This window comes from Caulobacter sp. SSI4214, assembly GCF_012184455.1.
Taxonomy (GTDB): Bacteria; Pseudomonadota; Alphaproteobacteria; order Caulobacterales; family Caulobacteraceae; genus Caulobacter; species Caulobacter vibrioides_E.
Window position 1 is genome coordinate 1 of the sequence record NZ_SZWJ01000034.1, and the last position, 24,370, is coordinate 24,370.

The 24,370-nt window shown below is 67.8% G+C and carries 19 protein-coding genes; 9 read left to right on the forward strand and 10 right to left on the reverse strand.

All coding sequences use genetic code 11. The features are described from left to right. The 7 genes from FCU40_RS11840 to FCU40_RS11870 form a co-directional block, all read left to right on the forward strand. A partial coding sequence (locus FCU40_RS11840) for a WYL domain-containing protein (protein ID WP_342672548.1) occupies nt 1-1,014 on the forward strand: 1,014 nt, incomplete at its 5' end. Nucleotides 1,015-1,132: 118 nt separating this feature from the next. Further along, nucleotides 1,133-3,829, forward strand: a complete 2,697-nt coding sequence (locus FCU40_RS11845) for a PD-(D/E)XK nuclease family protein (RefSeq protein ID WP_168075113.1) — start codon at nt 1,133-1,135, stop codon at nt 3,827-3,829. Between the two features lie 2 nt (nt 3,830-3,831). Then, a complete protein-coding gene (locus FCU40_RS11850) occupies nt 3,832-6,999 on the forward strand; it encodes a UvrD-helicase domain-containing protein (RefSeq protein ID WP_168075115.1) in 3,168 nt (1,055 codons plus the stop codon). Then, a complete protein-coding gene (locus tag FCU40_RS11855; RefSeq protein WP_168075117.1) occupies nt 6,996-7,778 on the forward strand; it encodes a hypothetical protein in 783 nt (260 codons plus the stop codon). The genes FCU40_RS11850 and FCU40_RS11855 overlap by 4 nt, the downstream gene beginning before the upstream one ends. Beyond that, nucleotides 7,775-8,476, forward strand: a complete 702-nt coding sequence (locus FCU40_RS11860) for an exonuclease domain-containing protein (RefSeq protein ID WP_168075119.1) — start codon at nt 7,775-7,777, stop codon at nt 8,474-8,476. The genes FCU40_RS11855 and FCU40_RS11860 overlap by 4 nt, the downstream gene beginning before the upstream one ends. A 75-nt stretch (nt 8,477-8,551) precedes the next feature. Next, entirely contained in the window at nt 8,552-8,794 is a 243-nt protein-coding gene (locus tag FCU40_RS11865; RefSeq protein WP_168075121.1) for a hypothetical protein, read from the forward strand. A gap of 35 nt (nt 8,795-8,829) precedes the next feature. Then, nucleotides 8,830-10,308 (forward strand): hypothetical protein, encoded by a 1,479-nt coding sequence (locus tag FCU40_RS11870; protein ID WP_168075123.1) that lies wholly within the window; start codon nt 8,830-8,832, stop codon nt 10,306-10,308. Here the strand turns inward: FCU40_RS11870 and FCU40_RS11875 are convergent. After that, a complete protein-coding gene (locus tag FCU40_RS11875) occupies nt 10,294-11,064 on the reverse strand; it encodes a hypothetical protein (RefSeq protein ID WP_168075125.1) in 771 nt (256 codons plus the stop codon). The genes FCU40_RS11870 and FCU40_RS11875 overlap by 15 nt on opposite strands. 636 nt (nt 11,065-11,700) lie before the next feature. Between FCU40_RS11875 and FCU40_RS11885 the strand changes: the two genes are divergently transcribed. After that, the gene (locus FCU40_RS11885) at nt 11,701-12,954 is read left to right on the forward strand and encodes a type II toxin-antitoxin system HipA family toxin (protein ID WP_168075129.1); all 1,254 of its coding nucleotides are present in this window, start codon (nt 11,701-11,703) and stop codon (nt 12,952-12,954) included. Nucleotides 12,955-12,957: 3 nt separating this feature from the next. Here FCU40_RS11885 and trbB read toward each other — a convergent pair whose 3' ends face one another. Genes trbB through mobQ form a run of 3 tightly spaced genes read right to left on the reverse strand, consistent with a single transcriptional unit; the run spans nt 12,958 to nt 17,432 of the window. Further along, nucleotides 12,958-13,911: a P-type conjugative transfer ATPase TrbB gene (trbB, locus tag FCU40_RS11890; protein WP_168075131.1), complete on the reverse strand. Its 954-nt coding sequence runs from the start codon at nt 13,909-13,911 to the stop codon at nt 12,958-12,960. A gap of 25 nt (nt 13,912-13,936) precedes the next feature. After that, nucleotides 13,937-15,928 carry a type IV secretory system conjugative DNA transfer family protein gene (locus tag FCU40_RS11895; RefSeq protein ID WP_168075133.1) on the reverse strand — a complete coding sequence of 664 codons (1,992 nt, stop codon included), beginning with the start codon at nt 15,926-15,928 and terminating at the stop codon, nt 13,937-13,939. 7 nt (nt 15,929-15,935) lie between these two features. After that, entirely contained in the window at nt 15,936-17,432 is a 1,497-nt protein-coding gene (gene mobQ, locus FCU40_RS11900) for a MobQ family relaxase (RefSeq protein ID WP_168075135.1), read from the reverse strand. Nucleotides 17,433-17,696: 264 nt separating this feature from the next. Here mobQ and FCU40_RS11905 point away from each other — a divergent pair, with 264 nt between their 5' ends. Next, nucleotides 17,697-18,368 carry a hypothetical protein gene (locus FCU40_RS11905; protein WP_168075137.1) on the forward strand — a complete coding sequence of 224 codons (672 nt, stop codon included), beginning with the start codon at nt 17,697-17,699 and terminating at the stop codon, nt 18,366-18,368. A 12-nt stretch (nt 18,369-18,380) separates the two neighbouring features. On the opposite strand, the gene FCU40_RS11910 is transcribed toward FCU40_RS11905, so the two are convergent. The 6 genes from FCU40_RS11910 to ssb all read right to left on the reverse strand — a co-directional run bounded on the left by FCU40_RS11910 (nt 18,381) and on the right by ssb (nt 24,306). Beyond that, nucleotides 18,381-19,214, reverse strand: a complete 834-nt coding sequence (locus FCU40_RS11910) for a cell wall hydrolase (RefSeq protein WP_168075139.1) — start codon at nt 19,212-19,214, stop codon at nt 18,381-18,383. Beyond that, nucleotides 19,214-19,765: a S26 family signal peptidase gene (locus FCU40_RS11915; RefSeq protein WP_168075141.1), complete on the reverse strand. Its 552-nt coding sequence runs from the start codon at nt 19,763-19,765 to the stop codon at nt 19,214-19,216. Before FCU40_RS11915 ends, FCU40_RS11910 begins: the two co-directional genes overlap by 1 nt. Nucleotides 19,766-20,823: 1,058 nt before the next feature. Then, a complete protein-coding gene (locus FCU40_RS11920) occupies nt 20,824-21,792 on the reverse strand; it encodes a replication initiator protein A (RefSeq protein WP_168075143.1) in 969 nt (322 codons plus the stop codon). 140 nt (nt 21,793-21,932) lie between these two features. Further along, nucleotides 21,933-22,367 (reverse strand): hypothetical protein, encoded by a 435-nt coding sequence (locus FCU40_RS11925; RefSeq protein WP_168075145.1) that lies wholly within the window; start codon nt 22,365-22,367, stop codon nt 21,933-21,935. Between the two features lie 16 nt (nt 22,368-22,383). Then, complete coding sequence (locus tag FCU40_RS11930; RefSeq protein ID WP_168075147.1) at nt 22,384-23,046, reverse strand: ParA family protein; 663 nt, start codon at nt 23,044-23,046, stop codon at nt 22,384-22,386. A 900-nt stretch (nt 23,047-23,946) separates the two neighbouring features. Continuing rightward, complete coding sequence (gene ssb, locus FCU40_RS11935) at nt 23,947-24,306, reverse strand: single-stranded DNA-binding protein (RefSeq protein WP_168075149.1); 360 nt, start codon at nt 24,304-24,306, stop codon at nt 23,947-23,949. Nucleotides 24,307-24,370 lie beyond the last annotated feature (64 nt).

Genomic DNA, 24,370 nt, shown 5'->3' on the forward strand with positions numbered 1-24,370 from the left:
AGGGACGCCATGCGCCATGAAAAAGCACAGTCACTCTTGCATCTGGCGCGGGTTCTCGCCGGGTCGGCCGAGGGGCTGACCCTCGACGAGATGGCTGAAGTCGCCGGCACCGGCCGGCGCACGGTCGAGCGGATGCGCGATGCGCTAGAGCAGCTCTTCCCACAACTTGAATGCATCGAAGAGCCGCCGTCCAAGCGCTACCGCATGACCTCCGGCCTGGACGGGCTGTTCCAGGCGCCCACCGCAGAAGAACTGGTCGCACTGGGCACGACCGCCGAGGCGATGCGATCGAGCGGCAACCACGATCGCGCGGCCGCCCTGGCTTCAATCGAGACGAAGGTACGAGCCTCAATGCGCTCGTCGGCGCTGCGCAAGCTTGTGCCGGACATGGAAGCCTTGCTCCACGCCGAGACCGTCGCCGTCCAGGCCGGTCCGCGGCCATTCGAGGACGAAACGGTGCTGGCCACCGTGCGCCATGCGGTCAAGGCGATGTGCGGGCTGAAATTCGCCTACGATGGCGGTTCAACGCCGGGCAGGCTCCGCGAGGTGGCGCCCTACGGCCTGATGTTCGGCCGCACAAATTATCTGGTGGCCGCGGAGCTGGGGTCGGACGAACCGAAGTCATGGCGCCTTGATCGTATCCGCGATCTGACCCTGCTGGACTGCCCAGCTCCAGCCCCCGACGATTTCAACCTCACCGCCTTCGCCGGCCGCTCCTTCGGTGTCTTCCATGGGGACGCCGAAGATGTGGTCCTGCGGATCAAGCCGCATGGCGCGGCGGACGCTCTAGGTTGGCGATTTCATTCCAATCAGCAGGTCACCGAACAACCCGACGGCTCGGTCCTGGTGTGCTTCACGGCAAGTGGAATGCTTGAGCTGGCCTGGCATCTCTTCACCTGGCAGGACAAGGTCGAGATCCTCGCCCCTACCAGGCTGCAGGACCTGATGGTCAACGAGCTGCAGAACGCCTTGGCGGCGCATCGCTCCGCCGCCACCCGCCCGGAACTAGCGTGAGCTGCTTCAGGTAAAATTGCGGCCTTTCAGACCCGCGATCTTTCACCCGACCGAATCTGTCGGGGACACACGGTAGCCTCCAAGAATGGCGGCGGATGATTTTGGCGGGGATACCGGCATGGACTTGATTTTGGGGCTGGCGTGCGACGGGCGAGCCTATCCGGACTTCCCCGGTGACGCGGAGGGCGCCTTGCACGCCGCCGTTGTCGGGCCGAGCGGCCTGATCGACATCCTGGAGGTGCAGCTGGGCCTGACTGGCCCCCGCGGCGCCGAAGCCGTCCGCATCGCCGCCTATGCCGCGAAACTGCGCGCCGCGGCGGCGGTGAACGGCGACCCGTTTTACGCGGCGTCCTTCGCCCGTGACCCTTGGGCCACGGCCAAGGCGTTGTTGGGCTGGCGCGACCAGCTGATCGCCGCCGGGTGGCAGGGTGAAGCCATTGGATCGCCGCGCCTAGACGATCTCGCCCGTGCCGAGAGCGCCGGGCCGTCGCTTCCGGCAGGATCGCCCGATCGGCTGTGCGCGGTACTCACCGCCCTGTTGGACCGGCCCGCGATCACTATCGACCATATCCATCTCGTCGAGCCCCGCCAGGTGCTGCACCCGCCCTATCGCCGACTCGTCGATCAGCTGGAGCGTTGCGGGACTGTGATCGGACAGGTGTCGGTCTCCGGATCGGCCAACGATACCGACCTGCGGAACGTCCAGACGTTTCTAGCCACGGGTTCGCCGCAAGCCCTGCAAGGCGATGCGAGTTTCATGACCGTCGAAGCCGACACCGCTCTGATGGCGGCCGAGGCGTTGGCGGAATGGCTGGCGGCCGGCACTGAAGAGGAGCTGGCCGGGACTGTTGTCGTCAGCTGCGATGGCGACACCGCCCTGCTCGATCGCGCCCTGCAAGCGCGCGGGCTGCCAGCCCTTGGACAGTCCGCCGCCTCGCCCTGGCGTGGCGCGCTGCAGGTCTTGCCGCTGGCCTTCGCCGCCAGCTGGGCCCCGTTCGACGCCAAGGCGCTGCTAGATCTGCTCTTGCTGCCGCGCCCGCCCATCGGCCGGAGCGCAGCGCGCAAGCTGGCGCGCGCCCTCGCGCGAGAGCCCGGCACGGGCGCCGCCGCTTGGGATCGGGCCTGGGCGGACCTCGATGCCGACCTGGCGCAACGGTTCGCCGATCATCCGACCGCCGAGGCCGAGATCCGCCGCAGGCGGGATCGTTGGCGCGAGTGGACAACGGGCGGGCTCTACAATCGGCTCGACGGCATTCCAGCCGACGCGGCCCGCCGCATCGCTGTGCGCGTGGGCCAATGGGCCATTGAGACCGATGCCGGCGGTGGCGACCCGTTGCTGTTGACGGTCGCCGGCGCGGCGAGCGCGCTGACGCAAGCGATCGATGTCCTGGGGCAGGATCACCTCCCCGCCCTGCTGGTCGAACGGATGATCGAGCAGGTGCTGGCGGAAGGCGCCCAGAACCCCGAGCATATCGCGACGGCAGGCGGCCTGCGGTGCGTGAAGACCCCAGCCGCGATCTGGGGGCCGGTCGACCGGCTGATCTGGTGGGATTTCAAGGGGCCGGGTGATCGGGTGCCGACCCCGCCGTGGAGCCAAGCCGAGATCGCAGCCCTCATAGACGCCGGCTGCGAACTTGAATCGCCGGCCGCCGCGGCCGCGCGCATCGGTTGGGGCTACGCCAATGCCCTCCACCACACCCAAACTCGCGCGATGCTGATCCGCCCCGCCCTGTCGGCGGGCGAAGAGACAGTCAGCCATCCGCTTGCGCACCAGCTCAACCCTCTGCTCCAGCCGGCCGGCGGCAAGATCCGCTGGACCGCCGAACGCCTGCTTGAAGACGCCGCCCACGATCTGGCGGGCCGGCGACTACCGCGCGAACTGGCCGCCATCGTCGAGCCGCCCCAGGCGCTGGCCTGCTGGGCCCTGCCGGCGTCAGCCGTCGCCAAGCTCGCGGGCCGCAAGGAGAGCGCCACGAGCTTTGAGCGCCTGGCAGATTGCCAGATGCGCTGGATGCTGCTCGACGTCCTGCGACTCTCGCGTGGCCGGTTTTCGGAGATCCCCGGCCCAGACCAGCTGCTCGGCAATTTGGCCCACGAAATCGCCAACCGCGTCTTGCAGCCCGGTCCCGTGGCGGATGCCGAGGAGGTGCTGCGCCAGGTCGACGCGGTGTTCGACACCCTACTCAGCGCCATCGCCGCGCCCCTGCAACAGCCGGAATTCGCCGGCGAGCTGGCCGCCGCGCGCACGCGCGTTCCCGCCGCCCTGGCCGAACTCGCCCGCCTGCTCCGCCAGAAGAACCTGGAGGTGGTGGGCACCGAGCTCGACCGTGAAGCCGCCTTCGCAAACGGTCTCGATGTACTGGGCCGTCTGGACCTGGTGGTCCGTCACCAGACCCATGGGACCGGCGTCATCGATCTAAAGTGGACCCGCAGCGCCAACCGCCGTCGCACCGAACTCGCCGAAGGCCGAGCGCTTCAGTTGGCGACCTACGGGGCGATCGCTGACCCGGCGGCGGGGACCCCGGCGCCAGGCGCCTACTACCTCCTCAACCAGCGTCGCCTGATCGGTCCGACAGGCGCCTTCGTCGCCGATGAGGAGATCGAGGCGTCTCGCTCTATGGCGGACACCTGGAACGACCTGATGGAAACCTGGCGCGCCTGGCGCGACCTCGCGGTCCAGGGCGTCGCCCTCGGCACAGGCTTGCCGCAGGCCGCGGACCACTTCCCGGCGGACCTGGGCGTCACCCCCGGGGAGGCGCCCTGCCGCTATTGCGAACTGACCAGCCTATGCCGCGTCACCCAGGAGGCGAACTGACCATGAGCGCCGCCAAGATCAACACCGTTGTCGCCTCCGCCGGGGCCGGCAAGACCACCCGCATCGTCCGCGACATCGCCGGGGAAGTGGAAGCCCGCGAGCCAGAAGAAATCGTCGCCACCACCTTCACTGTGAAGGCGGCGGACGAACTCATCGAGCGATCGCGCGCCCACCTCTTCAAGGCCGGCCGCGCAGAACAGGCCGCGCGTCTGTTGGGGGCGCGGTTTGGCACCGTCAACTCGATCTGCGGCCAGATCGTCGGCGAGCACGCCATCGACCTGGGCCGCTCGCCGCGCGCTGAGGTCATTCCCGAAGACGGCGTCTCGCGCCTCTTCGCCATCGCGGCGGACACCGCAATCGAGCGTCATGCCCCAGCGCTCAACGCCCTGGCTGAAGCGATGGGCTTCTTCGAGCCGAAACGCGCCGCTGACGCTGAGCGCTCCGACTGGCGGTCCACCGTGCGGCGGCTGATCGAACTGGCCCGGGCCAATGGTCTGGGGGCCGCCGGCCTCGCCCACTCCGCCGATCGGTCGGTGGAGACCTTCATGGCCCTGTTGCCGGCGCCGAGTATCAGCGCTGACGCGCTCGACCGGGCGCTCCACGGCGCTGTAGCCGCCGCCCTCACCGTGTTCCCCGCAGAATTGGGCAATGACGGCAAAGCGGCGCTGAAGCTGCTGCGTCCAGTGCAGGCCGCCGTACAGCGCGGCGAGCGCCTGTCATGGCCGGATTGGGCGCGGCTCTCGAAGGTCAAATGCGCCAAGAAGGACGGTCAGGCGCTGATCGACGCCCTCGACGCGGTCTCCCGCGCCGCCGCACGCCACCCTGAGCATCCGCGCCTTCAGGCCGACTGCGAAGCCTTCGTCCGCACCCTCTTCACCTGCGCGGCGGAGGCATTAGACGCCTACCAGGCCTACAAGGCCGAGCGCGGCCTGATGGACTTCATCGACCAGGAGGCCCTGGCGCTTGAGGTGCTGCGTGATCCGTCCATGGCCGCGCGGCTGGGCGAGCGCATCAGCCGCGTCTTCGTCGACGAGTTTCAGGACTCCAGTCCCCTCCAGATCGCCATCTTCACGGCCATGGCCGAGCTGGTGGACGCCAGCACATGGGTCGGCGATCCCAAACAGGCGATCTACGGCTTCCGCAACGCCGACAGCGCCCTGACCCAGGCGGCGTTCGACGGTGTCGCGGCCACCACGACCGATCCTCAAGAGGTGCTCGCCACCTCTTATCGCAGCCGCGAGGGGATTGTGTCTTTCGTCAACGCCGCCTTCGGCCCGGCCTTCAGCGCCATGGGCCTGCCGGCGTCGGAGCATGCCTTTAGCGGCACGGCGCGCACGGAGGCGGACTTCAGCCATGCGCCGTTCGCGGTCTGGTGGCTGGAGGGCAAACTGGACCAGCAGTACGCGGCCCTCGCCGCTGGAATCCGCGACGCCATCGCTGACGGGTCCGACTGGATGGTCGGCGACAAGGCCGAGGGCGGGGTCCGCCCGCTCAAGGCCGGCGATGTGGCCGTGCTTTGCCGCAGCCATGCCGACATCCTGCGGGTCGCCACCTCGCTCAGCCGTCTTGGCGTCAAGGTGGCGGTCGAACGCGACGGCCTGGCCAAGACGCCCCACGTCGAGCTGGTCATGGCGGCCCTTCGCTGGGTCGCCGACCCGACCGACCGCCTGGCTCTGGCCGAACTGGCGCGCTTCTTCAGCGACGACCCGACCTCGGACCTTTGGCTGCAGGCGGTGAGCGCCGACGATCAGGACGCGGCTCTGCAGGCCGCCGTGCCGATCTCAGGCGCCCTGGCGGCCCTGCGCGAGACCGTCCTGACCCTGACGCCGGCCGATCTGGTCGACGCCTTGATCGTCCTGCCGCAGGTCGTCCGGCGGATCGAGACCTGGGGCGATGTCGCCGCCCGGCTGGATGACCTCGAAGCCTTGCGCGGGTTCGCCCGCGCCTATGAGGCCAGCTGCGCCAGTTCCGGCGCGCCGGCGACCCCCTCGGGTCTGGTCCTGGCCCTGGCCGCCGACGAGCCGCGCCGCCCCAAGAGCCTGCAAGCCGACGCGGTGAAGGTGATGACCTACCACGGCGCCAAGGGGCTCGAGTGGCCGCTGGTGGTCCTGACCGGCCTGAATCGCGAGCCCAAGCCGCGTCTGTTCGAACCGGTCGCGGAAGCCGAGGGCGCCCTGGACTGGCGCAACCCCCTGGCCGGGCGCTGGATCCGCTACTGGCCCTGGCCTTACGCCAGCCAGAGCAAGGACGTCGGATTGGACGAGGCCGCCCTCACCTCCCCTCTTGGGCAAGCCGCCGAACTGCGAGCAAGGCAGGAGGAAACCCGATTGCTCTATGTCGGCGTCACCCGTGCCCGCGACTACGCCGTCTTCGCGCCGCCCGCGAAGGGTGAGCTGAAATGGCTGCAGGTCCTCGACGCGGCGGCCCCGGGACAGGTGGTCCTGCCTTCGGGCGCCAACAACGTCCTGACCGCCGGAACCGCGACCTACCCGGCGCGCGTGAGCCCCCTGGTGGCCGATGACGCCTTGGTCCCGCCGGTGATCCGCCCCGCTTATGTCCGGCTGACGCGGCAGGCGCGCGAGCGCCCGCCCCTGCATCGTCGGCCAAGCGGCGAGGCGAGCACCGGCGCCTTCGTTGTAGTCGAGAAGGTCCAGCTCGGTCCGCGCCTGCCCTTTGTCGGGACGCCCGACATGCTGAGCCTCGGCGAGGCCGTCCACGCCATCTTCGCCGCCGATCGCCCAGACCAGCCAGGTCCACAGCGACTGCCGAAGGCCGATGAGATCCTGCAGCGCTGGGGCGTGCATCAGGTGAAAGCCCAGGATGTTCTCGACGCCTGCGACCGCCTGAACACCCATCTGGGCGGGCTTTGGCCGGCAGGCCGTCTCCACCGTGAGACGCCCGTGTTCGCGCGGCTGGGTGAGCAGCTGGTGTCCGGCCGCATCGACCTCTTGGCCGAGCATGAAACAGGGTTTGCGGTCATCGACCACAAGAGCTTTCCCGGGTCGCGCGACACATGGGAGGCCCGCGCCGTCAGCTACGGCCCGCAGCTTGGTCTCTATGCCGAGGCCATCGAAGCCGCCGTCGGCCAGGCCTGCGACGGGCTCTACATCCACATGCCGATTGTCGGCGCCCTGCTGCGTGTGGCGCGCCAGAACGAGGGCGCGGCTTGACGGACCTGGATCCCTTCACCGACGCACGAGCCGCCCTGCTCGACCATTTGCCGAAAGCCGCCATCTTGGCCCGCTTTCAGGTGGCCGGCGGTCAGGAGCTGATCAGCGGCAAGTTCGCCAACCCTGAGTCCTCGGCGGCTCTGGTCGCCAATGCCTTCGGCTATTTCGCCGACCAGCCACAGGCGCTGAGCCTGCCGGGGCTCGTCGTGCCCGGCGAGGCCAGCCGTGTCGAGCTCGAGGTTGAGATGCGCTTCCCCTGGAGCGGCGGCTACCATCCCTGGCTCGACGTCGGGGTGGAAACCCCCGATCGCCTGATCGGCATCGAGTCCAAACGCTATGAGCCATTTCGCGACCGCAAGGCCGCCAGCTTCTCGGCCGCCTATTCGCGACCGGTGTGGGGCGAGGCCATGGGCGCCTACGAGGCCATGCGCGACAGCCTGACGGGTGGGCGGGCCTTCGTCTTTCTCGACGCCGCCCAGCTGGTGAAGCACGCCTTTGGTCTTCGCACCCAGGCGCAGGCCACGGGTCGGCGGGCAATCCTCTGCTATCTCTTTGCGGAACCGGCGACCTACCCTGACGGGCGGACCGTGGCCCCGTCGGCCATTGAAGCCCATCGCGCCGAGCTGGCGGCCTTCACCGCCGAGGTCACCGACGCCCTCGCCGACGTCACCTTCTGCAGTCTCTCCTATGGCGCCCTGCTCCAGCATTGGGCGCAGATGCCAACCCTCGCCGACCATGCCCGCGCGCTCGCGGCGCATTTCAACGTCGGCGCGCCATGACCCGGCTGCGCGTGATCGATCTGGAGACGACGGGGACAGAACCGCCGGCTGAGATCATCGAGTTTGGACGGGTCGATGTGGTGATCGGCGCCCAGGGCGCGACGATCGAACCTCCCCAGTCATGGCTCTACCGGCCCATGCGCGGCATCCCGCCGGAGACGATGGCGGTCCACCACATCACCGAGGCCGACTTTGGGCCCAACACGCCGGTCTGCACGCCCGACCAACTCCACGCCGCGGTGTGGAGCGGTCCAGCGCCAGCGGCGCTCGTGGCCCATAGTTGCGCCTTCGAGCGCCAGTTCATCGCCGAAGCGACGACCGGCGCGATCCCTTGGATCTGTACCTACAAGGTGGCCCTGCACGTCTGGCCGGAGGCCCCGCGCCATTCCAACCAGGTGCTTCGCTACTGGCGGGGCCTGACCCTCGACAACGCCCTGGCCATGCCGCCCCATCGGGCCGGCCCAGACGCCTGGGTCACCGCACACCTGGTCGCGGAGCTGGCCCGCTTCGCCAGCTTCGATCAGATGGTCGCCTGGACCCGCGAGCCGCGGCCCATGCCGCTGCTGACCTTCGGCAAGCATCGCGGCCAACCGTGGGCGCAGGTGCCCAGCGACTACCTGCAGTGGATGATCGGCCAGACCGACATGGACGCCGACACGGTCTGGCACGCGCGCCGCGAACTGGCGCAGCGGATCTGACACCCGACCGATTCTGTCGAGCCAACGGCCTACCCTAGTCTTGGGGCCGCTCTTCGCGGCGTGGGGAGGTCAGCCATGAGCCGAGCGGTGCGCAACGCCTTGATGGTGGCGGGCCTGATCGCCCTGGCCTGGATCGTGATCGTCCTGGCCTGGCGGATCACGCGCTGGCTGTTCATCCTGGGCGTCTGGGTCCTGGCTTTCACCATCGCCGGCGCGATTTTGCTGGCTCAGGTCGTGACGCGAGGTTTGCCGGTCTGGACCGCACGTCTTAGCGGCCAGGCGCAGGGTCCGCCTAGGCCCCAGGAGCTCAAGTCGTGACCGATTCCATCCGCCTGACCCTGGACATCCCCGACTTGGCGACCGCGCCGGACGAGGTCATCGAGACCCTCCTGCGGGCGCGTGACGGTCGCTGGAGCCGCCAGACCAAGGCCATGCTGGCCAAGGCTGGCACGGACCGTCTGACCCTTAACGACGCTTGGGCTTCAACGGCGATGAGCTGGGTCTGTCCCTGCTGCCAGCGTGACAAGCCTTCGATTGCGCGCCTGACCCCCAGCGGCGTCCTGCTCTGTCAGTTGGACTATCATCACGACCATCTCAACGACCGCGCCAAGGCGATCTTCCGGGCCGACAATCCTGTGCCGGAAGAGCGCGAAGCTCGCGAACAGCTGATCCGGGCCATCGACAGCTGCCGCCAGCTGATCGAGCGCTTCGCCACCAGCCTGCTTTGCAACGACTGCAACGCGGCCGAAGGAGCGGCCAAGTTGGCGCTGAAGGCTGAGATCGATCCTGACTTCTCCTTCTCGCCGAAGGAGATCGCAATCTTCATCAACCCCAAGCCCCATCAACCGCACGAGATCGATGTCGAGCGCGCGCGCGAGATCTGGCGTGCGACCAAGCCGGTGTTCGAGGACTTGGTCTCCTTTGCGGCGCTGCTCTCGCAGCGCGTGGCCGCGGGGCGACATCGCAAGGAACGCCGGCCAGGCTCACCCTATGGCCGTCCCCTCTCCGACCCGGAGATCGTCCACCACCTTCTTGTGGCCCAGGCCGGCGAGCGCTACCGCCCCTATCAGCTTGCCGGTCTGCTCGACGCCCGCTCACGCGCGGCGTCCGGCGCCGGCAGCGCCCTTCGTCCCAAGCGCCGCCCAGGCGGCGCGGCCCCCTCAGCCGAGGCCTTCGCCGCCCTCGACGCGAAGCAGCAACAGACCTTTGCGCCCTGGCGGGCGGCCCCGGCGGCCTGGCGCTGTGAGGTCTGTGACCGCAGCAAGATCGAGATCTGCCGCACGTCGAACGCCGGCCGCTGGTCGGCGCAGATCCATGACGTCCCGGAGTTCGAGCTCGAGACCGATCCTGTCAATCTGAGTTACCGGCTGGCGGAGCGCGGCCGGCCCATCATCGGCGGACACCGAAGCGCGCTGATCTGCCACGACTGCCGCAACATCGTCGCCGAAGCCAAACGGCGCGCCCCGGGCCTGACCGACGCCAGCCTCACCCTCGAGGATCTTCGCGCGACCATTCTGGCGGTTCAGCCCCACGCCCGACACGACGTTGATTTCGTCAGCGTTCTGGAACGCGGCGCGGCGAACGCAGACCGGGTGGCCGCCGTCCAAGACTACTGGCGCCATCGAAGTCAGGCCTCGGGGCTCTTCCACCAGGCGACCCATCTGCATAAGCGCTGCGGCTGGGCGATCGAAGACGTCGAATGGACCCTCGCTGCCGACACCCTGCCCTCGGCCGAGGAAGATCCTGACCGCGCGCTCGAGCAGATTCGTTGGCTGCTCGACCAGGGCGCGGCGTTCGCCCGTCAGGACCGGCCTGACTTAGCGACCGGCTAGGGCGGCGACCTGCCGTTGCAGGCGCTCTCGCGCCGCATCGATCCGACCGGGGTTGGTCTTGGCCGAAAGCGCCGCGCGGGGTTTGCGGCCAAGGAAATAGGCGATCCGCTCGGCATTGGCGCCGCTCGGGTGCGGCAGTCCGGTCAGGATTCGCGCGGGATCGAGACGACCCGCCTGGGCCAAGTGCTGCAGACCGGCCTCTGCGTGCCCGCCAAGCGGGACCCAGATGGCGCTCGGCAGAGCCGCCGCCTCTTCCGCCAGATGTGTTTCGACCATTTTGCGCAGGACCGGGTGGGACAGAGGCGCAGGCGCGCCCGAATAGTTGGTGCCCCCCGCCAGATAGACCGGATAGCGCAACATCGACGTGAAGTGGACGAGCGGGCTCCCGGCCTCGAAAAACGCCGCCGCGCTGGCCCGACCGAACTTCTGCGGCACGCCGACGAGGTCGAGCATGGCGATCAGCGATGAGCGCATCGATCCGCTGAAGCTCGCCGTGGACTTGGCCGCCGCGAGCGCCCCCTCGAGGTCCCGTCCGGCGTTCAACTGGCCCTGTAGAGCCTCGAGGGCGTTGGCGGCTTGGGTTCGCCCGGGGGTCAGTCCAACGAGCACCAGCTCGGCCTTCCGGGCGATGTGGTCGAAGGGCGCGTAGGAGACGAACAGATCGCGCCCGTCCGATAGGGTAAGCTCTGGCGGGGTGACGCCTCGGCGATAGGCCGCCAGATCCAGTTGGCGGGCGGCGTCGATGTAGGATTGCATCAGGAGACTCAAGCGAACGCGAACAACAACCCCAACCTTAGAGCATCGCGGAGCGCCTCGGGCGATCCGCGCCAAGCAAAATGAAGGCTGCAAGGAGCCCGCGCGAAGCGCGCGGCGGGACGCGCCGTCGAGCGGCTAGCGGCGCGAAGCGCCCGTAGGGGCGGACCCGTAGGAGCCGCGGCACGCGGCGGGACCGAGCACGCCCGACAGCCGCTCTCCGATTTAGCTTCGGCAAAGAGGAGCGTCCCGAGACCGTATCGTTTTGGACAATTATCTTGAACTTTCCCCATTAATTGGCCATATACGGACAGTGTTACAGACACCCTCCGAGATCCTGCATGAGCTCGCCGGCCGCATCAAAGCGCGCCGGGTCGCCTTGGGCTGGCCTCAGCTCGAAGCCGCCCAACGCGCTGGCGTCGCCTACCGGACGTGGCGGCGGCTGGAGACCGAGGGACAGGCTTCGCTGGAGGACATGGTCAAGGCCGCCGTCGCCCTGCGCTGCGAGGAAGCGTTAGGCGCTCTCTTTCCCCTGCCCGCGGCCAGCAGCCTCGACGCTCTCCTGGCGCAGCAGGCCGCGCGCGTCCCAACGCGGCGGGTACGGGCGCCACGTTCACGCTCGGCCAGGCCGCCTACCCCATGAAACTTGCGCCGGGAACCCCGCTGGCCGCCAGTCTGGCCTTTGACGACGACCAGGCCGCCCTGCCCGTCGGCCGCCTGGCCATGGCCGGCGGCCTGGCGCAACTGGAATGGTCTCCGGAACTCATCGCGGCGCCTGTGCCGGTTTCGGCCCTGCTCTACCCGCCAGAACCCGGCCTGCACCCCGCACGCGGACGCGACTTCGAGGGCTTGCACGGCTTCCTCGCCGACAGCTTGCCGGAAGGTTGGGGCTTTCTCGTCATGCGGCGACGCCTGAGCAAGCTCGGCGTCAGCATCGAGACCTTGAGCCCGCTCGACCGCCTGGCGTTGGTCGGCGACCACGGCCGCGGCGCCCTGACCTATCGGCCGGCGACCGCGCCGCCGCCCGAGGTGGCGAGCCTCGACCTTGACGCCCTGGCAGCAGAGTCCACCGCGATCCTGACCGGTCACGAAGGCGAGCTTGCCGACACCTTGGCAGCCCTGGCCGGCGGCTCGGGCGGCGCGCGGCCCAAGGTCCACGTCGGCTTCGATGCCGAGGGACGGATTTCGATCTCGGAGGGCGAGACCGCCGCAGGTCAGGAGGCCTGGATCGTCAAGTTCGCCGCGACCAACGACCCGCCCGACATCGGGCCGATCGAGGCCGCCTATGCCGCCATGGCCCTGACCGCCGGCCTCGACATGGCGCCCTACCGGCTGCTCCCGTCCAGAACCGGCCCCGGCTATTTCGCGACCCGCCGGTTCGACCGGCCGCGTCCCGGCCAGCGACTGCACATGGTCTCGCTGAGCGGCGCCGTCGAAGCGCCCTGGCGCACGCCCGCAAGCTACGACCTCTTCCTGCGCGCCACCGTCGCCATCACCCGGCACGCCGAGGATCTGCAGGCCGCGTTCCGGCGCATGGTCTTCAACGTGCTGGCCAGCAACCGCGACGACCATACCCGGCAGCACAGCTACCTGATGGATGCGCAAGGCCAGTGGCGGCTCGCGCCGGCCTATGACCTGACCTATTCGGCAGGCCCCGGCGGCGAGCACTACCTCGACGTCGAGGGAGAAGGCCGCAACCCCACCCGCGCGCAGGTTCACGCCCTGGGTCGTCGCCACAGCCTCTCCGACCGCCTAATCGACGCCATCATCGAAGAGGTTCGCGCTGCCGTGGCCGATTGGCCGCGCTTTGCCGAAGACGCCGGCGTGACCCGGGCCTCTCGCGCTGAAATCCTCGCCGCCCACCAGGCGGTCGAGGCTTCCTTCTCGACCTGAACTCTAGGCGGCCTGGACGACGTAGCCGCCCTCACCCCACCCCGTCACCCGCATCAGCTCCGACACCCGGCGGCCGCCGGGCGTGCGCGCAATGTGGATCACAAGGTCGATCGCCTGACCGATCGCCCTGTGCGGAATCCGCTGCGTCACCTCGCCGATCAGGTCTTCCAAGCGACTGAGGCCTTCCGCCGCGCTGTTGGCGTGCAAAGTCGCCAACCCGCCCGGGTGACCGGTATTCCACGCCTTCAAGAGATCCAGCGCCGAGCCGTCGCGCACCTCGCCGATGACGATGCGGTCGGGCCGAAGCCGCAGCGTGTCGCGCACCAGGTCGGTCATGGTCACCGCCGGTTCCGTGCGCTTGGTCAGCATCTGAATCTGGTCGGCGGCCGAGCACTGCAGCTCGGCGGTGTCTTCGATCAGGACCACTCGGTCGCCCGCAAAGGCCGGCTCGGCCAGGATGGCGTTGGCCAAGGTCGTCTTGCCCGACCCGGTGCCGCCCACGATGAGCAGGTTTTGGCGCAACTCGGCGGCGGCCCGGATCGTCTCGGCCTGGCTCGCGCTCATCATGCCGCCCTCGACATAGTCGGTGAGGGTGAACACCACCTCGGGCCGCTTGCGGATCGCGAACGCCGGCCGCGCCACGACCGGCATGAAGGCGCCTTGGAAACGCTCGCCGGTCTCCGGCAGGGTCGCGCTCACCCGCGGCCGGTCGCGGGTCACCACCTCCCCCGCGTGATCAGCCAGGAGGCGCAGGATCCGGTCGGCGTCAGCCGCCGCCAGCAGCTCGCCTGTCCAAGAGCGCCCCTCCCCGATCCGGTCGATCCAGATCTTGCCGTCGGGATTGACCATCACCTCGACCACCATGCGGTCGGCGAGGGCGGCGGCGATCACCGGTCCCATGGCCTGGCGCAGCGCGGCGACCTTACGGTCGAGAACAACAGGATGGCGTTCGGTCATGGGGCGCTCGCGGGACAAGGAAGGGTCATAGGCTGCCGTCGTCGTCATCGGCCCGCAGCGCCGCCACAGGGGCCAAGGTGAGGTAGTCGTACGCCAACACCGCCTCTTGGGCGTCGGCGGCCTCTGGAGGGCCCTCAGCCCCGCTGTAGCGGGGCTTGGGGACCCGGACACCGGCAAAGGCTTCTGGCGGGGCGCAGACGGCCCGAACGCCACACCAGTCGATGCTGGCGGGTCCGGGCAGATCGGCCGCGCCCGGCCGCTGCTCATAGGCCGCCGGCACACCGTGGAAATAGGCTCCGGTGCGCGCCTTGAAGAACGGCTCTTCGTAGTAGCGGATCTTGTCGGCCAGGATCGGCTTGGTGTTGTTCACGAACAGGAACTGCTTGCGGTCATCCAGGCCGCGCACGTCCTCCTCCGACAGGATGTAGCGCTGCTGCTCTGACTGCGAAGTCGACCGGTGCGCCCGCCCGAACAGGCTGCGCGGGTCGCTGTAGCTCTCCCGCATCTCTAGCGCCTTGCCGGCGCGGCGCGTGACCTTCTCGATGCTAGTCGGCTCCGACGTCGCGAACGTCGCGGTGATGTGCATGTTGTCGAATAACGGCGTTTTGTCACCGTATTTGGAGAACACGTCGTTGAAGCTCTGGCAGACCAAGTGGGCGGTGATCCCGTAGCCGGCCATCTCGCCCATGGCGTTCTCTAGGAACGGCAGACTGCCGAGCTTGGGAAACTCGTCGAGCAACAGCAGCAGCCGATGGCGCTTACGGCGCCGCCGGCTGTCATAGTGCTCATGCTCCATCAGGCTGTTCACGCTCTGGCGCATGAAGACCCGCACCAGGAAGGCCAGGCGGTCGGCATGGGCCTGCGGGGTGATCAGGTAGAAGGTCACCGGCGCCTCGGCGCACACCAGGTCGCCGATCGAGAAATCCGACCAGCTGGTGGCGTATTCGACCAGGGGATCGGCCCACAGCGACAGCGAGGCCCGGCAGGTCGCCAGCACATTGGACTTCACCCGCTCGTCCATGCCGGCGAGCGCTGTGGCCCCCAGCCGCACCTCGGGATGGGTCTCGGGGATGGGCGCCCCGTCCGCGTCGCGCGCCAGGCCATCGTCCGCGTGATATTCGGGCTGATGGCGATGCTGGGTGTGCAGCATGGCGTGTAGCGTCGGCTCGATGTCGATCAACAGCCGGCGGACCTGCGCGAGGTTCTTGCGCTCGTCAGGCTCGCTGTAGAGCACATGCAGGATCACCGCCGTGAAGAAGTCGGTGGCGCTCTGGTCCCAGAAGTTCAGGTCGCCGGCCTTGCGCCCGAGCGGGTCGACCAGAATGCCGACCACATTCTGGATGTCGGCGATTTCCATCGGACCCTTGCGGACCTCGAACAGCGGATTCCAGCGCACCGTGTTGGGATCGGTTGGGGCGAAGTAGAAGACGTGGCTGAACGTCTTCCGATGATCGGCCGTGATGTGCCAAAGCTCGCCCTTGCGGTCGTAGACAAAGGCGCTCTCCGGCCAGGCCACCAGAGTCGGCACCACATGGCCGGCGCCCTTGCCGCTGCGCGAGGCCCCCACGATGATGGCGTGCTCCGGGCCACCGTAGGTCAGATAGCGGCCCTTGAATCGGCCCAGCACCCGGCCCCGGATCTGACCGCCTTGGCCGAACAGTTTGGCGCGCGCGACGTCCGCCAAGTCCGCCCAGGCGTCGCGGCCAAACGCCTTGGGCGCGCGCCCCGAGCCGCGGGTTACGAGCGCCGTGAAAAGGATCGGCGCCATCGCCACCGCGAGCCCCGCCAGCCCGGCGCCATCGAACAGCCGCGGGTAGCGCGGCTGCAACGCCAGATACCATTCGGCGAAGGCCCAAGGCCGATAGAGCCGGACCGGGCCGAGGTCCGCCCAGCCCGCCCCCAAGGCGGCCGCGTAGTGCAGACCGTGCGCCGCCTGTTGGGTGGCCCAACCGAGGCCGAGCAGGATCGCCAAGACCGCGATCGGCAAGACGAGGAGGAGACGCTGGGAGGTCGTCATTGGAACCTCATCGACCTGGAAGGATGCCGCGGCCGATGGTCTGGCCCATGGAGCGATTGACGCGCTCGACGGCCAGCGCCCGAGCCTGCGCCGGATAGCGCAGCAGGGCGGCCCGGGCGGGCCCGCCGACCTCGCGGATGAACCGGGTTTCGTCGGGCAAGCGAGACGGAACCTGCAGCTCCTTCTGGCCGAGCGCCTGGGCGACCCGCAGATCATTGTAGGCCCGCGTGGCGCCCTCAATCCGCTTGTCGATCCGCTTGATCTTGCGCTCCAGCGTGCGGCGCTGACGCGCCACGTCCCCTGCCCGCTCCAGCTGCGGCCCGCGTCGCCCCGCGACATAGGCCTGACCGGCCGGCGAGGCGATCCAGGCAGCTCGCACCTGCACATCGATCTGCGCCCGCCGCGCCGCCGCACGCGCCCGGGCGATGGCGTTAAGCTCCGCGTGCTTGGCCCAGATCATCCGCGCCGGATTGCGGATCCACTGGACGAGGGCGAGCCGCCTCTGGCGCACGCTGGCCACCCGCTGCTCGACCTGACGCAGCCGAAGTTTGGTCGCCGCCAGCGCCGCGCGGGCGGGCTGCAAGAGCTCGCGCTCCACCGCCCGCACGCTGTCGATTTTCGGTAAGACCAGCGCCGACCTTTCGGCCGCCCAACGATCCCGTTCCGCGATCATCCGGGCGCGCATCTGCTCGGCCTCCGTCGTTAGTTTCGCCACCGGCACGGCGATCACCGGCGCCTCGCGCACCAGCCGATCCGCCGTCGCCTGAAAGTCCGTCCGGAGCTCTTTTCGTTTGGCGTTGTGGGCGCTGGTGTCCCGGTTCTGCTGTCCACGCTCCGAGGCGATGTCCTTGCGCTCCAGAGCGCTCGCCGTCGGCCCCAAATGCACCCCGGGCTCCCGGTCCGAACCCTGCTCGGCCAGGGACAAATGCGAGACCTGCGGCGCGTCGGGACCAAGATGCCGACGCAGATGTTCGTTCTGGATTTCCGCCCACGCAGACCGCCATTCGCGGACCGCCTTCGGGCTCCACCACTCGGCTGGCTTCTTGCCGAATCCGGCCGGCGTCACCGAACGGGTCGTCACCAGAATATGGGCATGGAAATTACGCTCGTCGCCGGCCTGACCAGGCCGGTGCATCGCCACGTCGGCGACCATCCCGCGCGCCACCAACTGTTCGGCGACGAAGGCCTCCACCAAGGCCCGCCGCTGCGCGAAATCCAGCTCGTGCGGCAGCGAGACCAACAGCTCCCTCGCGGGCACGGCGTCCTTGCGATTCTCGGCCGCCTCGGCCGCGTTCCATAGCGTCTGACGATCTCCGAAAGCTTCCGGGGCGTCGGTTGGCGCCATGATGGCCGCGAACTCGATGTCGCCCTTGGCGCCGAAGTCGAACTCCATCGCCAGACGCTCGTCGATCAGGCGATCGCCCGAGCGATAGGCCGCCGCCGCGACGGCGGATCGGCCGGCCGATCTCTGGATGGTTTGGACCTCTAGACGGTACTGCGCCATGCGCCCTCCTCCAGCCTCTTCGCTACGGCCTCTGCCGGGATCGCTAAGGGCAGCGCCCTTGGCTCAAGGTTTCCTGCGGATCGTAGAGACGAAGGGCCTTGAGGGTGTCGGGCGGGGCCTGACCGCAGGGTTGGTGGGCGCAGCACATCCAACCCGTAACTGCGCCCTTGTGACGAAATACGACGAACCCCGGCATAGACCGATTTGCGCTTTGGTGGCAGGATTACGCCGTTTCGTGCTTTTTCTCCAATGAAAGGCCGCGTCATGGCCAAGGTCGACAAGCGCCGTAGGAACGCCCGCCCCTCCAAGTACAAGCCCCGCTCGCCCGCCCAGCTCGCCCGCAAGCGCGAGCTCTGGGCGGCCCGTTCAAGCGACCGCGAACGCGCGAAAAGGACCGACGAAGAAGCCGCCCTGGTCGACCGTCTGGCCGAGCTGGAGACTGCGCTTCGAGAGGCCGGCCAGGACGGAGTCCACAAACAGCGGCACGTCACCCCGCTCGAAGATATCGAAGACGACGCCAAGCGCTTCCACGTCCTGAAAGCCCGTGTCGAGCGGCTCGAAGCCCTGTGGTCGATCAACAAACGCAGGCGCGAAACGCGCGGCAAAATCATCATCGGCGGCGCCCTGCTGGCGGAAGCCGGCGACGCCCATTTTGCCGGAGACGACGAGCTGCTCGCCCGCCTGGGCGACATCCTTGATCGCCGTGTCGAGCGCGTCCGCGACCGCCTGACGGTGCGCGAACTCCTAGGCAATGTACCCCTGCCCTTGCGCCCGGGCGGCGACCTGGATGAGGACGCTGAAAGCGCCCTTCAAGCTGCCGGCGACCGCCTCCCCGATTTCGATCTGATGGCCGAGACAGCCCTCGCTCAGGAAGACGCTGACCCCCTGACGCCGAGCGATCTCGACCCCGACGACGCGGACCTCGATCAGGCCTAGCGCGCCGCCTGATCATCGCTCGGCGCCGGCCGCAAGGCCGGGTCCCACCACGAAGATCGAGCGGCCCGGGTCGGTGACATTGGTGGCCTGCAACGACCCCTGCCCGGCTTCACGCGCCGCCGCATCGGCCGCCGGGTCTCTCGCTGCGTCCGCCCGGTTGTCGCCGACGAAAATAGCGCCGCCAGCTGCCTGCCAAGCGGCGGCGGACGTCGATCCGCGAGGGGTGGTGGTTGCGGCCGTCGTGCGAGATCCCCTGCCCCCAGCGGACCGCGCTTCGACATAGAAACTGTGTGCGCCAATCACCGCCGAGGGACCCGTGCCCCCGAAGTTGACTAAGCCCTCAGACACCTCGCCCCGACGGGCGCGGTCCGCAACGATCTGCGGGTTCTGGAAGAAGCGCGCGCCGTTCGTCAGGTCCGGCAACCGGCCTTCCAGTGCGAGGTTGAGGATAGTCTCGATCCGGGCGCGTTGCGCGACGGTGGAGGCCGGCAGGCGACGCCAGTCACCGCCAGCGCGCATCACCGGCTCGAACTGGCCGCGGGCATTGACCACGGCCTCGACTGTGGCGCCCCACCGCCCGTCCTGGACCCGGTTGAGGATCGTGTAGACGACGGCGGCCAGGCCGCTGTCGCCCTGATTGCCGGCTTCGGCGAAGGCGACGCGGGTGATCGCTTCGCGTGCGTCAGGACCGGCCACGAGGGGACCCAGACCGCTCCCCATCAACGGCGGCGTCATCGCCGCCAAGGCAGGCGCGGGAGGCGGGCAATTGACGCCCGCGGGCATGGGTTGGGCGCTCTGTCCGCGCGCCAGCAGCAGGCACAATCCCGCCAGGGCTGCCGGGTCCATCAACGGTCTCCAAGGGAGGAAAGCGACAGGGTCACCGGCCGGAACACACCGACGATGTCGGCGCGGTTCACCGGGCCGAAGTAGCGACTGTCGAAGCTGTTGGGGATGCGGTCGGAGAAGACGAACACCTCGCCGTCGCGAAGCCGGCGGCAGCCGGTCCAACGCGGCAACACGGCGCCACGGCGATCCTGCTTCAGGATGGGGGCCCGCACCTGCCCATTGATCACCAGCCGGCCGTCGTCCGTGCAGACTTGGTCGCCGGACACGGCGGCGACGGACTTCAGCACCGGAACCCGGCGCAGGTAGTTCATGTGCCCGTCGGCGTAGGGAAAAGCGGCCGCAGGCGCGGGAAAGGCGACCAGCGCGCCGACCCTCACCGGCTCGTCCTGCCGCGCGTAAAGACCCTCCGGCTCACTGGCCGTTCGGTTCCACAAGAGGAGCGGACGAACGCCCCCAGCTGTGGCGATAGACAGCGCCCCGATAAGCGCGGCGCCGCCGCCGAGAGCGCAGGTCACGGGCGTCCAACGCGGGGCTAAAAGGGACAGAAGCATGGGGTGGGACCGGCGCAGCCTAAACGAGCCGAAGGCTCGGCAGGGCTTGCGGCCACGATGTGGCTAATGGCCGGCGATTGTGGGCTTGGGATCGCCGCGCGCCATACCGTCCCTGAGGCCCAGCATGATCTGTTCCCCTCCCCTGTCCCATAGAGCCAGCTTCTGGAGAGCTGTCAGGCTCGCCCTAATAAAGCTCCGCATCCGCAGTGACCGGGACGCTTCTTGAAGGCTGAGCTTGAGCCCCTGGCCGCCAGGCTTCGGCGCACCATCCGATCGTATGACCCCCAGGATGTCGGTGGGCGATCCCCCGGCAAGTCTTGCGTTTAGCTCAAGCCGGCGACTAGGGCCGATTTTTAGGCCCTGCTTCGCCGGCGCGCCTGACGCGGCTGCATTAGGGAGATTGTTAGAAAAGAGGTTAGGTAAGTTAAGCGGCCGGGAAGAGCAGAAAGTTCCTCTGGAATCAAACGCGTAAGATGTCCCCAGGTGGGCGTTAGTCCGTGGATCGGTGGCTGATGCCCCGTGCTTGGGGTGGCTGTTCCCCCGCCTGCGGCGTGGGCGTTCCCCCGAGCGTTTCCACAGGCAGGTCTTGGACCGGCACGGTGGGTGATCCCCCGATTAGGATGGTTGTTGCCGGTGGGCATTACCCCGAAACCAAGGCACTGACCTTCATCAGGCCGCGCCAAGTGCGAATTTCACCCCGGCAGCATCGTCACGGTGGGTGATACCCCGAACGGCGAGGCGCGCGCCTGGCCTCCCGGCGCTGTGAGTGGGTGATATCCCGATGGCGAGCGCCCTTGTCGGTGGGTGATACCCCGAAAGCGGGCGTTTGAAGAGGTGGGTAATCCCCCGAGATCGCGGCGACGTTAGCCGCAATCGAGATCTGGCGCCGAAATAGCCCGGTTGAGCGGCGCTTTAACCCTTTATTCACCACTTTGGCGGTCGCCCAGCCGAGTCTGGTGGGTGATAGACCGTCTCCGCGCCTGACAGCCGCGAGTGAAGAACCTGCTCTAGCGCCTTGTTATTAAACGCTGTATCGATTTGGGGTGGGTGATAGCCCGTTAGAGTTCTCGCTTGAAGAGTCGCCGACGCTCGAATGTGTTGAGGAGGCCGTCAACCTCGGCGGCACGGCGATCTTCGCGCTCGCGGCGGACGCGCGCGGCGTTTTCGGCCTCAAGTTCAGCCCGGATCTGCGCACGTTCGACGACCGTGCGACGGATAAACCGCACGGCCTGGGAGCCGTCGCCGACGGTTGTGAAGGCCATGTCGTATTCGGGCAGCTCGTTGGCCTCGACGATTTTGCGCATCATCCGGCCAAATTCCTTGGGCGCGCTATCTGAACCGGTCTTGTCGTGCAGCAGGCTGACGCGGCACGTCCAGCCATCGTCCTGGTCGCCCGCGTGTTTACGGGCGATGCGATAGAGGGCCCGCTCCAGGCCGCCCGACAGATGGAAATAGTCTGGGTGCATGGTCAGCACCGATTTTTCATTGACGATCCCCTCCCAGACCCAGTCCGAAAGCGTGATCTTGAGCGCGATAGGCTTTTCGGTAATCGGGTCGACATCGACCTCCCAACTGTCGAGCCAGGAGAAACGGCGGTCGCGGCCCTTTTTGGCGCGTATCGAGGTGAATATGGTCGTGGTGGTCAGGCGGTCGAGCGCGGCCTTGAGGTCGGCATAGCCTTTTCCGCCGGTATCGCGGTGGATTGAGCGCAGAAGATCATAGGCGGTGACGCGCAGGGTGCGCGGCACGTCGTTCTTGCCCTCGGCCTTGATCCGGTTGAGCGCGCTGGTCGCCCAGATCAGGATGTCGGCATCCCAAATGGTCGCCATGCCATAGGCGGGCACGGCCTCGACCTTCACATAGGCCTCGCCGTCGGCGCTCTTGTACTCGATCGGCTTGAGGCGCTTGCGCTTTTGCAGCGAAAAAAACGGCCGCTCCATCGTCTCGCGCTGATCCTTCAAGGAAAGATCGCGCATCAACGGAATGAAGAGGTCGAATTGGTTGCCGCGGTCCTTGGGGGCCGTCATTCGCCCTGCCTGTGCACTGTTTGATTCCGACTAGCCCGATTCGTCGGTGGCTCCCCGCCACCTCCGAGCGCGCCGGGCAAGCGGGCAAATGGGGCTTTGCCGGCTTGCCCATTAACCGCGTTCGCCCATGGGCGGTTTCTCTATTTTCGTAGGCGGCGACCATCCTGCGGCTGGCGCTCTAGATCTACCGGATACCCCTTGGCCGCCAGCGCCTCGAGCACGAGATATTTGACCGTCACCCGGCGACGGACGGCCTCGAGTTTTAGGGCCATCCAAAGGGGATCATCGATCTCAAGCTTCAGCGACGAAGTGCGTTCGTCGCCCTGCGGTTCGGGCTGAGCCCTCGGCGAGTCCGTTTTTTCGTCAGTGCGCCGCGAGATGGCCGCGGGCGCGGGCGCCAGGGCCAGGGCGAGTGTTTCTGGGCCGGTGGCCGGCGTTTGGGCCGCATCGTGCGAGGGCCGACCAAAGCCCAGGTCACGCGTGGCTTCTTTCAGCGCTTCAGTAGTCGCCGGGTCATTGATCGGGCGTGGACGCGGGGCCGGCTGAAAGGTTGGTCGGGCGATCTTCTCGGTCATGTCTCCCCTCCCCGCTTCAGGCCGCTTGAGCTTGGCTGGCGGCCAAGGCCTCAAGCAGCTCGGCCAGCACAGCGGCGATTTCCCGCGCGGCCTTGGGCTCGCCGCCCGGCGCGCTGGGCGTTAGTCCCGTGAAGTGGATTTGCTGGTAGGCCGCGCGGGTGATCACTTCGGTGTTGAGCACGGGGATCGCGTTGTCGCGGATTTCCTGGCGAGCGTGGGTGGCCACGCGACTGTTAAGCGGGTTCATCTGGCTGAACACCACGCGCGCGGGGATGGCGCGCTTGAGCATCTTTTCGGCGCGCCGGACGACTTCATAGGTGCGATAGACCTCCTGTAGGTCCATGCCCGAAATTTTGGTGGGGATCAGCACCATATCGCTTTCGGCGATGGCGTAGGTGACGGCCTGCGAGGCCGCGCCTTCCAGATCGACGAAGACCAAGGCGTACTGGGTGGCAGCCTCGGCGATCACGTCCTGGATCTTGGTCTCGTTGGCCTCGCTGACCACTGTGACCTTGCAGTCGTCGCCGGCGCGTTCGCGCCAGGCCTGGACGTGACCGTTGGGATCGCCGTCGACGATCGCCACCGATCCACCTTGTCGTGCGAAGGCGTCAGCCAGGCACATGACCAGGGTCGTCTTTCCCACGCCGCCTTTTGTCGAACACACACTGATCACCGCCATAGATCTGCTCCTCGGTGGGAATGGGCGCTCGGGCTTTGGGTCGCTTGACCACTAGCCCCATCGGTCAATTGGACTTTAGGCGGATTTGGTAAAGAACACGCTAACCCAACTACGCGCTCGGCCGAAAACAGTTTTTGGTCTTTAGGCCAAAATCGCAAATGCGCAAACGCGCTATTGGGCAAACACCCCGGCGCGCATCTGCCCGCTTACCCCGACGCCCTCTAGCCCAATCGCCCAACACCGCAAACGACCTGACGAGCGCTCGCGCCAATGCGCATTTGCGTATCGCCCCGCTTGCCCGCGCCCCCTCTTGCGCAAACCAACCTTCAGTCATTCGGGCATTCGGGCATTCGGGCATTCGGGCATTCGGGCATTCGGGCATTCGGGCATTCGGGCATCCGGGCATCCGGGCATCCGGGCATCCGGGCATCCGGGCATCCGGGCATCCGGGCATCCGGGCATCCGGGCATCCGGGCATCCGGGCATCCGCCCGCACGCGCCAATACCCGCACGCCCTTTCGCCCACCTGGGCAAATACCCATTTGCCCAGGTGGGCCGCGACGCCAACGCCACGGAAGCGATTCAGGCCAATCACACAGACATTGAGTCTGACTATCCGGCTAGACCGGCGATCACCCTTTCCCCCACGCGCCCCTCCCCCCAAGTTCCCATTTGCCCGTACCGACACCACTAGGCGGCAACAGAGCCGAGGGTGCGGATAGCACGCCGACACCAGCAAGCGCGTCTCAACCGCCGACACGCTCTGTGGCGCACAGGTTAGGGCAGGGGAGGGAGGAGCACCGGTGGGCGAAATGGCCCCCAAATGGGCTCATCGCCCGCCCCCCCAATCTCGCAGCCTTTGCGGGCCCGCCAGCCGAAACCGGCGGGCCCTGTCCAAGACTAGTCCTCGTCGGCCGCCTCATGCCGATCGAGAGACTTTAGCTCGTGATGCGGCGTGGCGACCACCACCTTAAAGAAGAACCGCTCCTGGCCGCTTTGGTCGGTGTAGCGGTCGTGGCGGATCTCACCTTCGACGAACACTTTGGAGCCCTTGGGAAGATGGCGGCCTTCCAGCCAGCCGACGGTGCCTTGGTTCCAGATCTCCACCTGGTGCCAGGTGGTGTAGTCCTTCCGATCGCCGTCCTTCTTGGTGTAGCGGTTGGTGGCAACCCGCAGGGTGGCGACCTTCTTGCCGCCCGAGACGGTGCGGATTTCAGCGTCGGCGCCGGTGAAGCCGATGAGTTGAACCTTGTTGAGCATCACGTTTCTCCAATTGACCGCCGGGAAGAACCCCGGCGGCTCGCGGTCCCTGCCGCGATCACGC

Bases quoted from the DNA above. Each gene is read 5' to 3' on its own strand.
- FCU40_RS11845 (WP_168075113.1), top strand. From the start codon at position 1,133: ATGGACTTGATTTTGGGGCTGGCGTGCGACGGGCGAGCCTATCCGGAC.
- FCU40_RS11850 (WP_168075115.1), top strand. From the start codon at position 3,832: ATGAGCGCCGCCAAGATCAACACCGTTGTCGCCTCCGCCGGGGCCGGC.
- FCU40_RS11860 (WP_168075119.1), top strand. From the start codon at position 7,775: ATGACCCGGCTGCGCGTGATCGATCTGGAGACGACGGGGACAGAACCG.
- FCU40_RS11865 (WP_168075121.1), top strand. From the start codon at position 8,552: ATGAGCCGAGCGGTGCGCAACGCCTTGATGGTGGCGGGCCTGATCGCC.
- FCU40_RS11875 (WP_168075125.1), bottom strand. From the start codon at position 11,064: ATGCAATCCTACATCGACGCCGCCCGCCAACTGGATCTGGCGGCCTAT.
- FCU40_RS11885 (WP_168075129.1), top strand. From the start codon at position 11,701: ATGAAACTTGCGCCGGGAACCCCGCTGGCCGCCAGTCTGGCCTTTGAC.
- trbB (WP_168075131.1), bottom strand. From the start codon at position 13,911: ATGACCGAACGCCATCCTGTTGTTCTCGACCGTAAGGTCGCCGCGCTG.
- FCU40_RS11895 (WP_168075133.1), bottom strand. From the start codon at position 15,928: ATGACGACCTCCCAGCGTCTCCTCCTCGTCTTGCCGATCGCGGTCTTG.
- mobQ (WP_168075135.1), bottom strand. From the start codon at position 17,432: ATGGCGCAGTACCGTCTAGAGGTCCAAACCATCCAGAGATCGGCCGGC.
- FCU40_RS11905 (WP_168075137.1), top strand. From the start codon at position 17,697: ATGGCCAAGGTCGACAAGCGCCGTAGGAACGCCCGCCCCTCCAAGTAC.
- FCU40_RS11910 (WP_168075139.1), bottom strand. From the start codon at position 19,214: ATGGACCCGGCAGCCCTGGCGGGATTGTGCCTGCTGCTGGCGCGCGGA.
- FCU40_RS11915 (WP_168075141.1), bottom strand. From the start codon at position 19,765: ATGCTTCTGTCCCTTTTAGCCCCGCGTTGGACGCCCGTGACCTGCGCT.
- FCU40_RS11920 (WP_168075143.1), bottom strand. From the start codon at position 21,792: ATGACGGCCCCCAAGGACCGCGGCAACCAATTCGACCTCTTCATTCCG.
- FCU40_RS11925 (WP_168075145.1), bottom strand. From the start codon at position 22,367: ATGACCGAGAAGATCGCCCGACCAACCTTTCAGCCGGCCCCGCGTCCA.
- FCU40_RS11930 (WP_168075147.1), bottom strand. From the start codon at position 23,046: ATGGCGGTGATCAGTGTGTGTTCGACAAAAGGCGGCGTGGGAAAGACG.
- ssb (WP_168075149.1), bottom strand. From the start codon at position 24,306: ATGCTCAACAAGGTTCAACTCATCGGCTTCACCGGCGCCGACGCTGAA.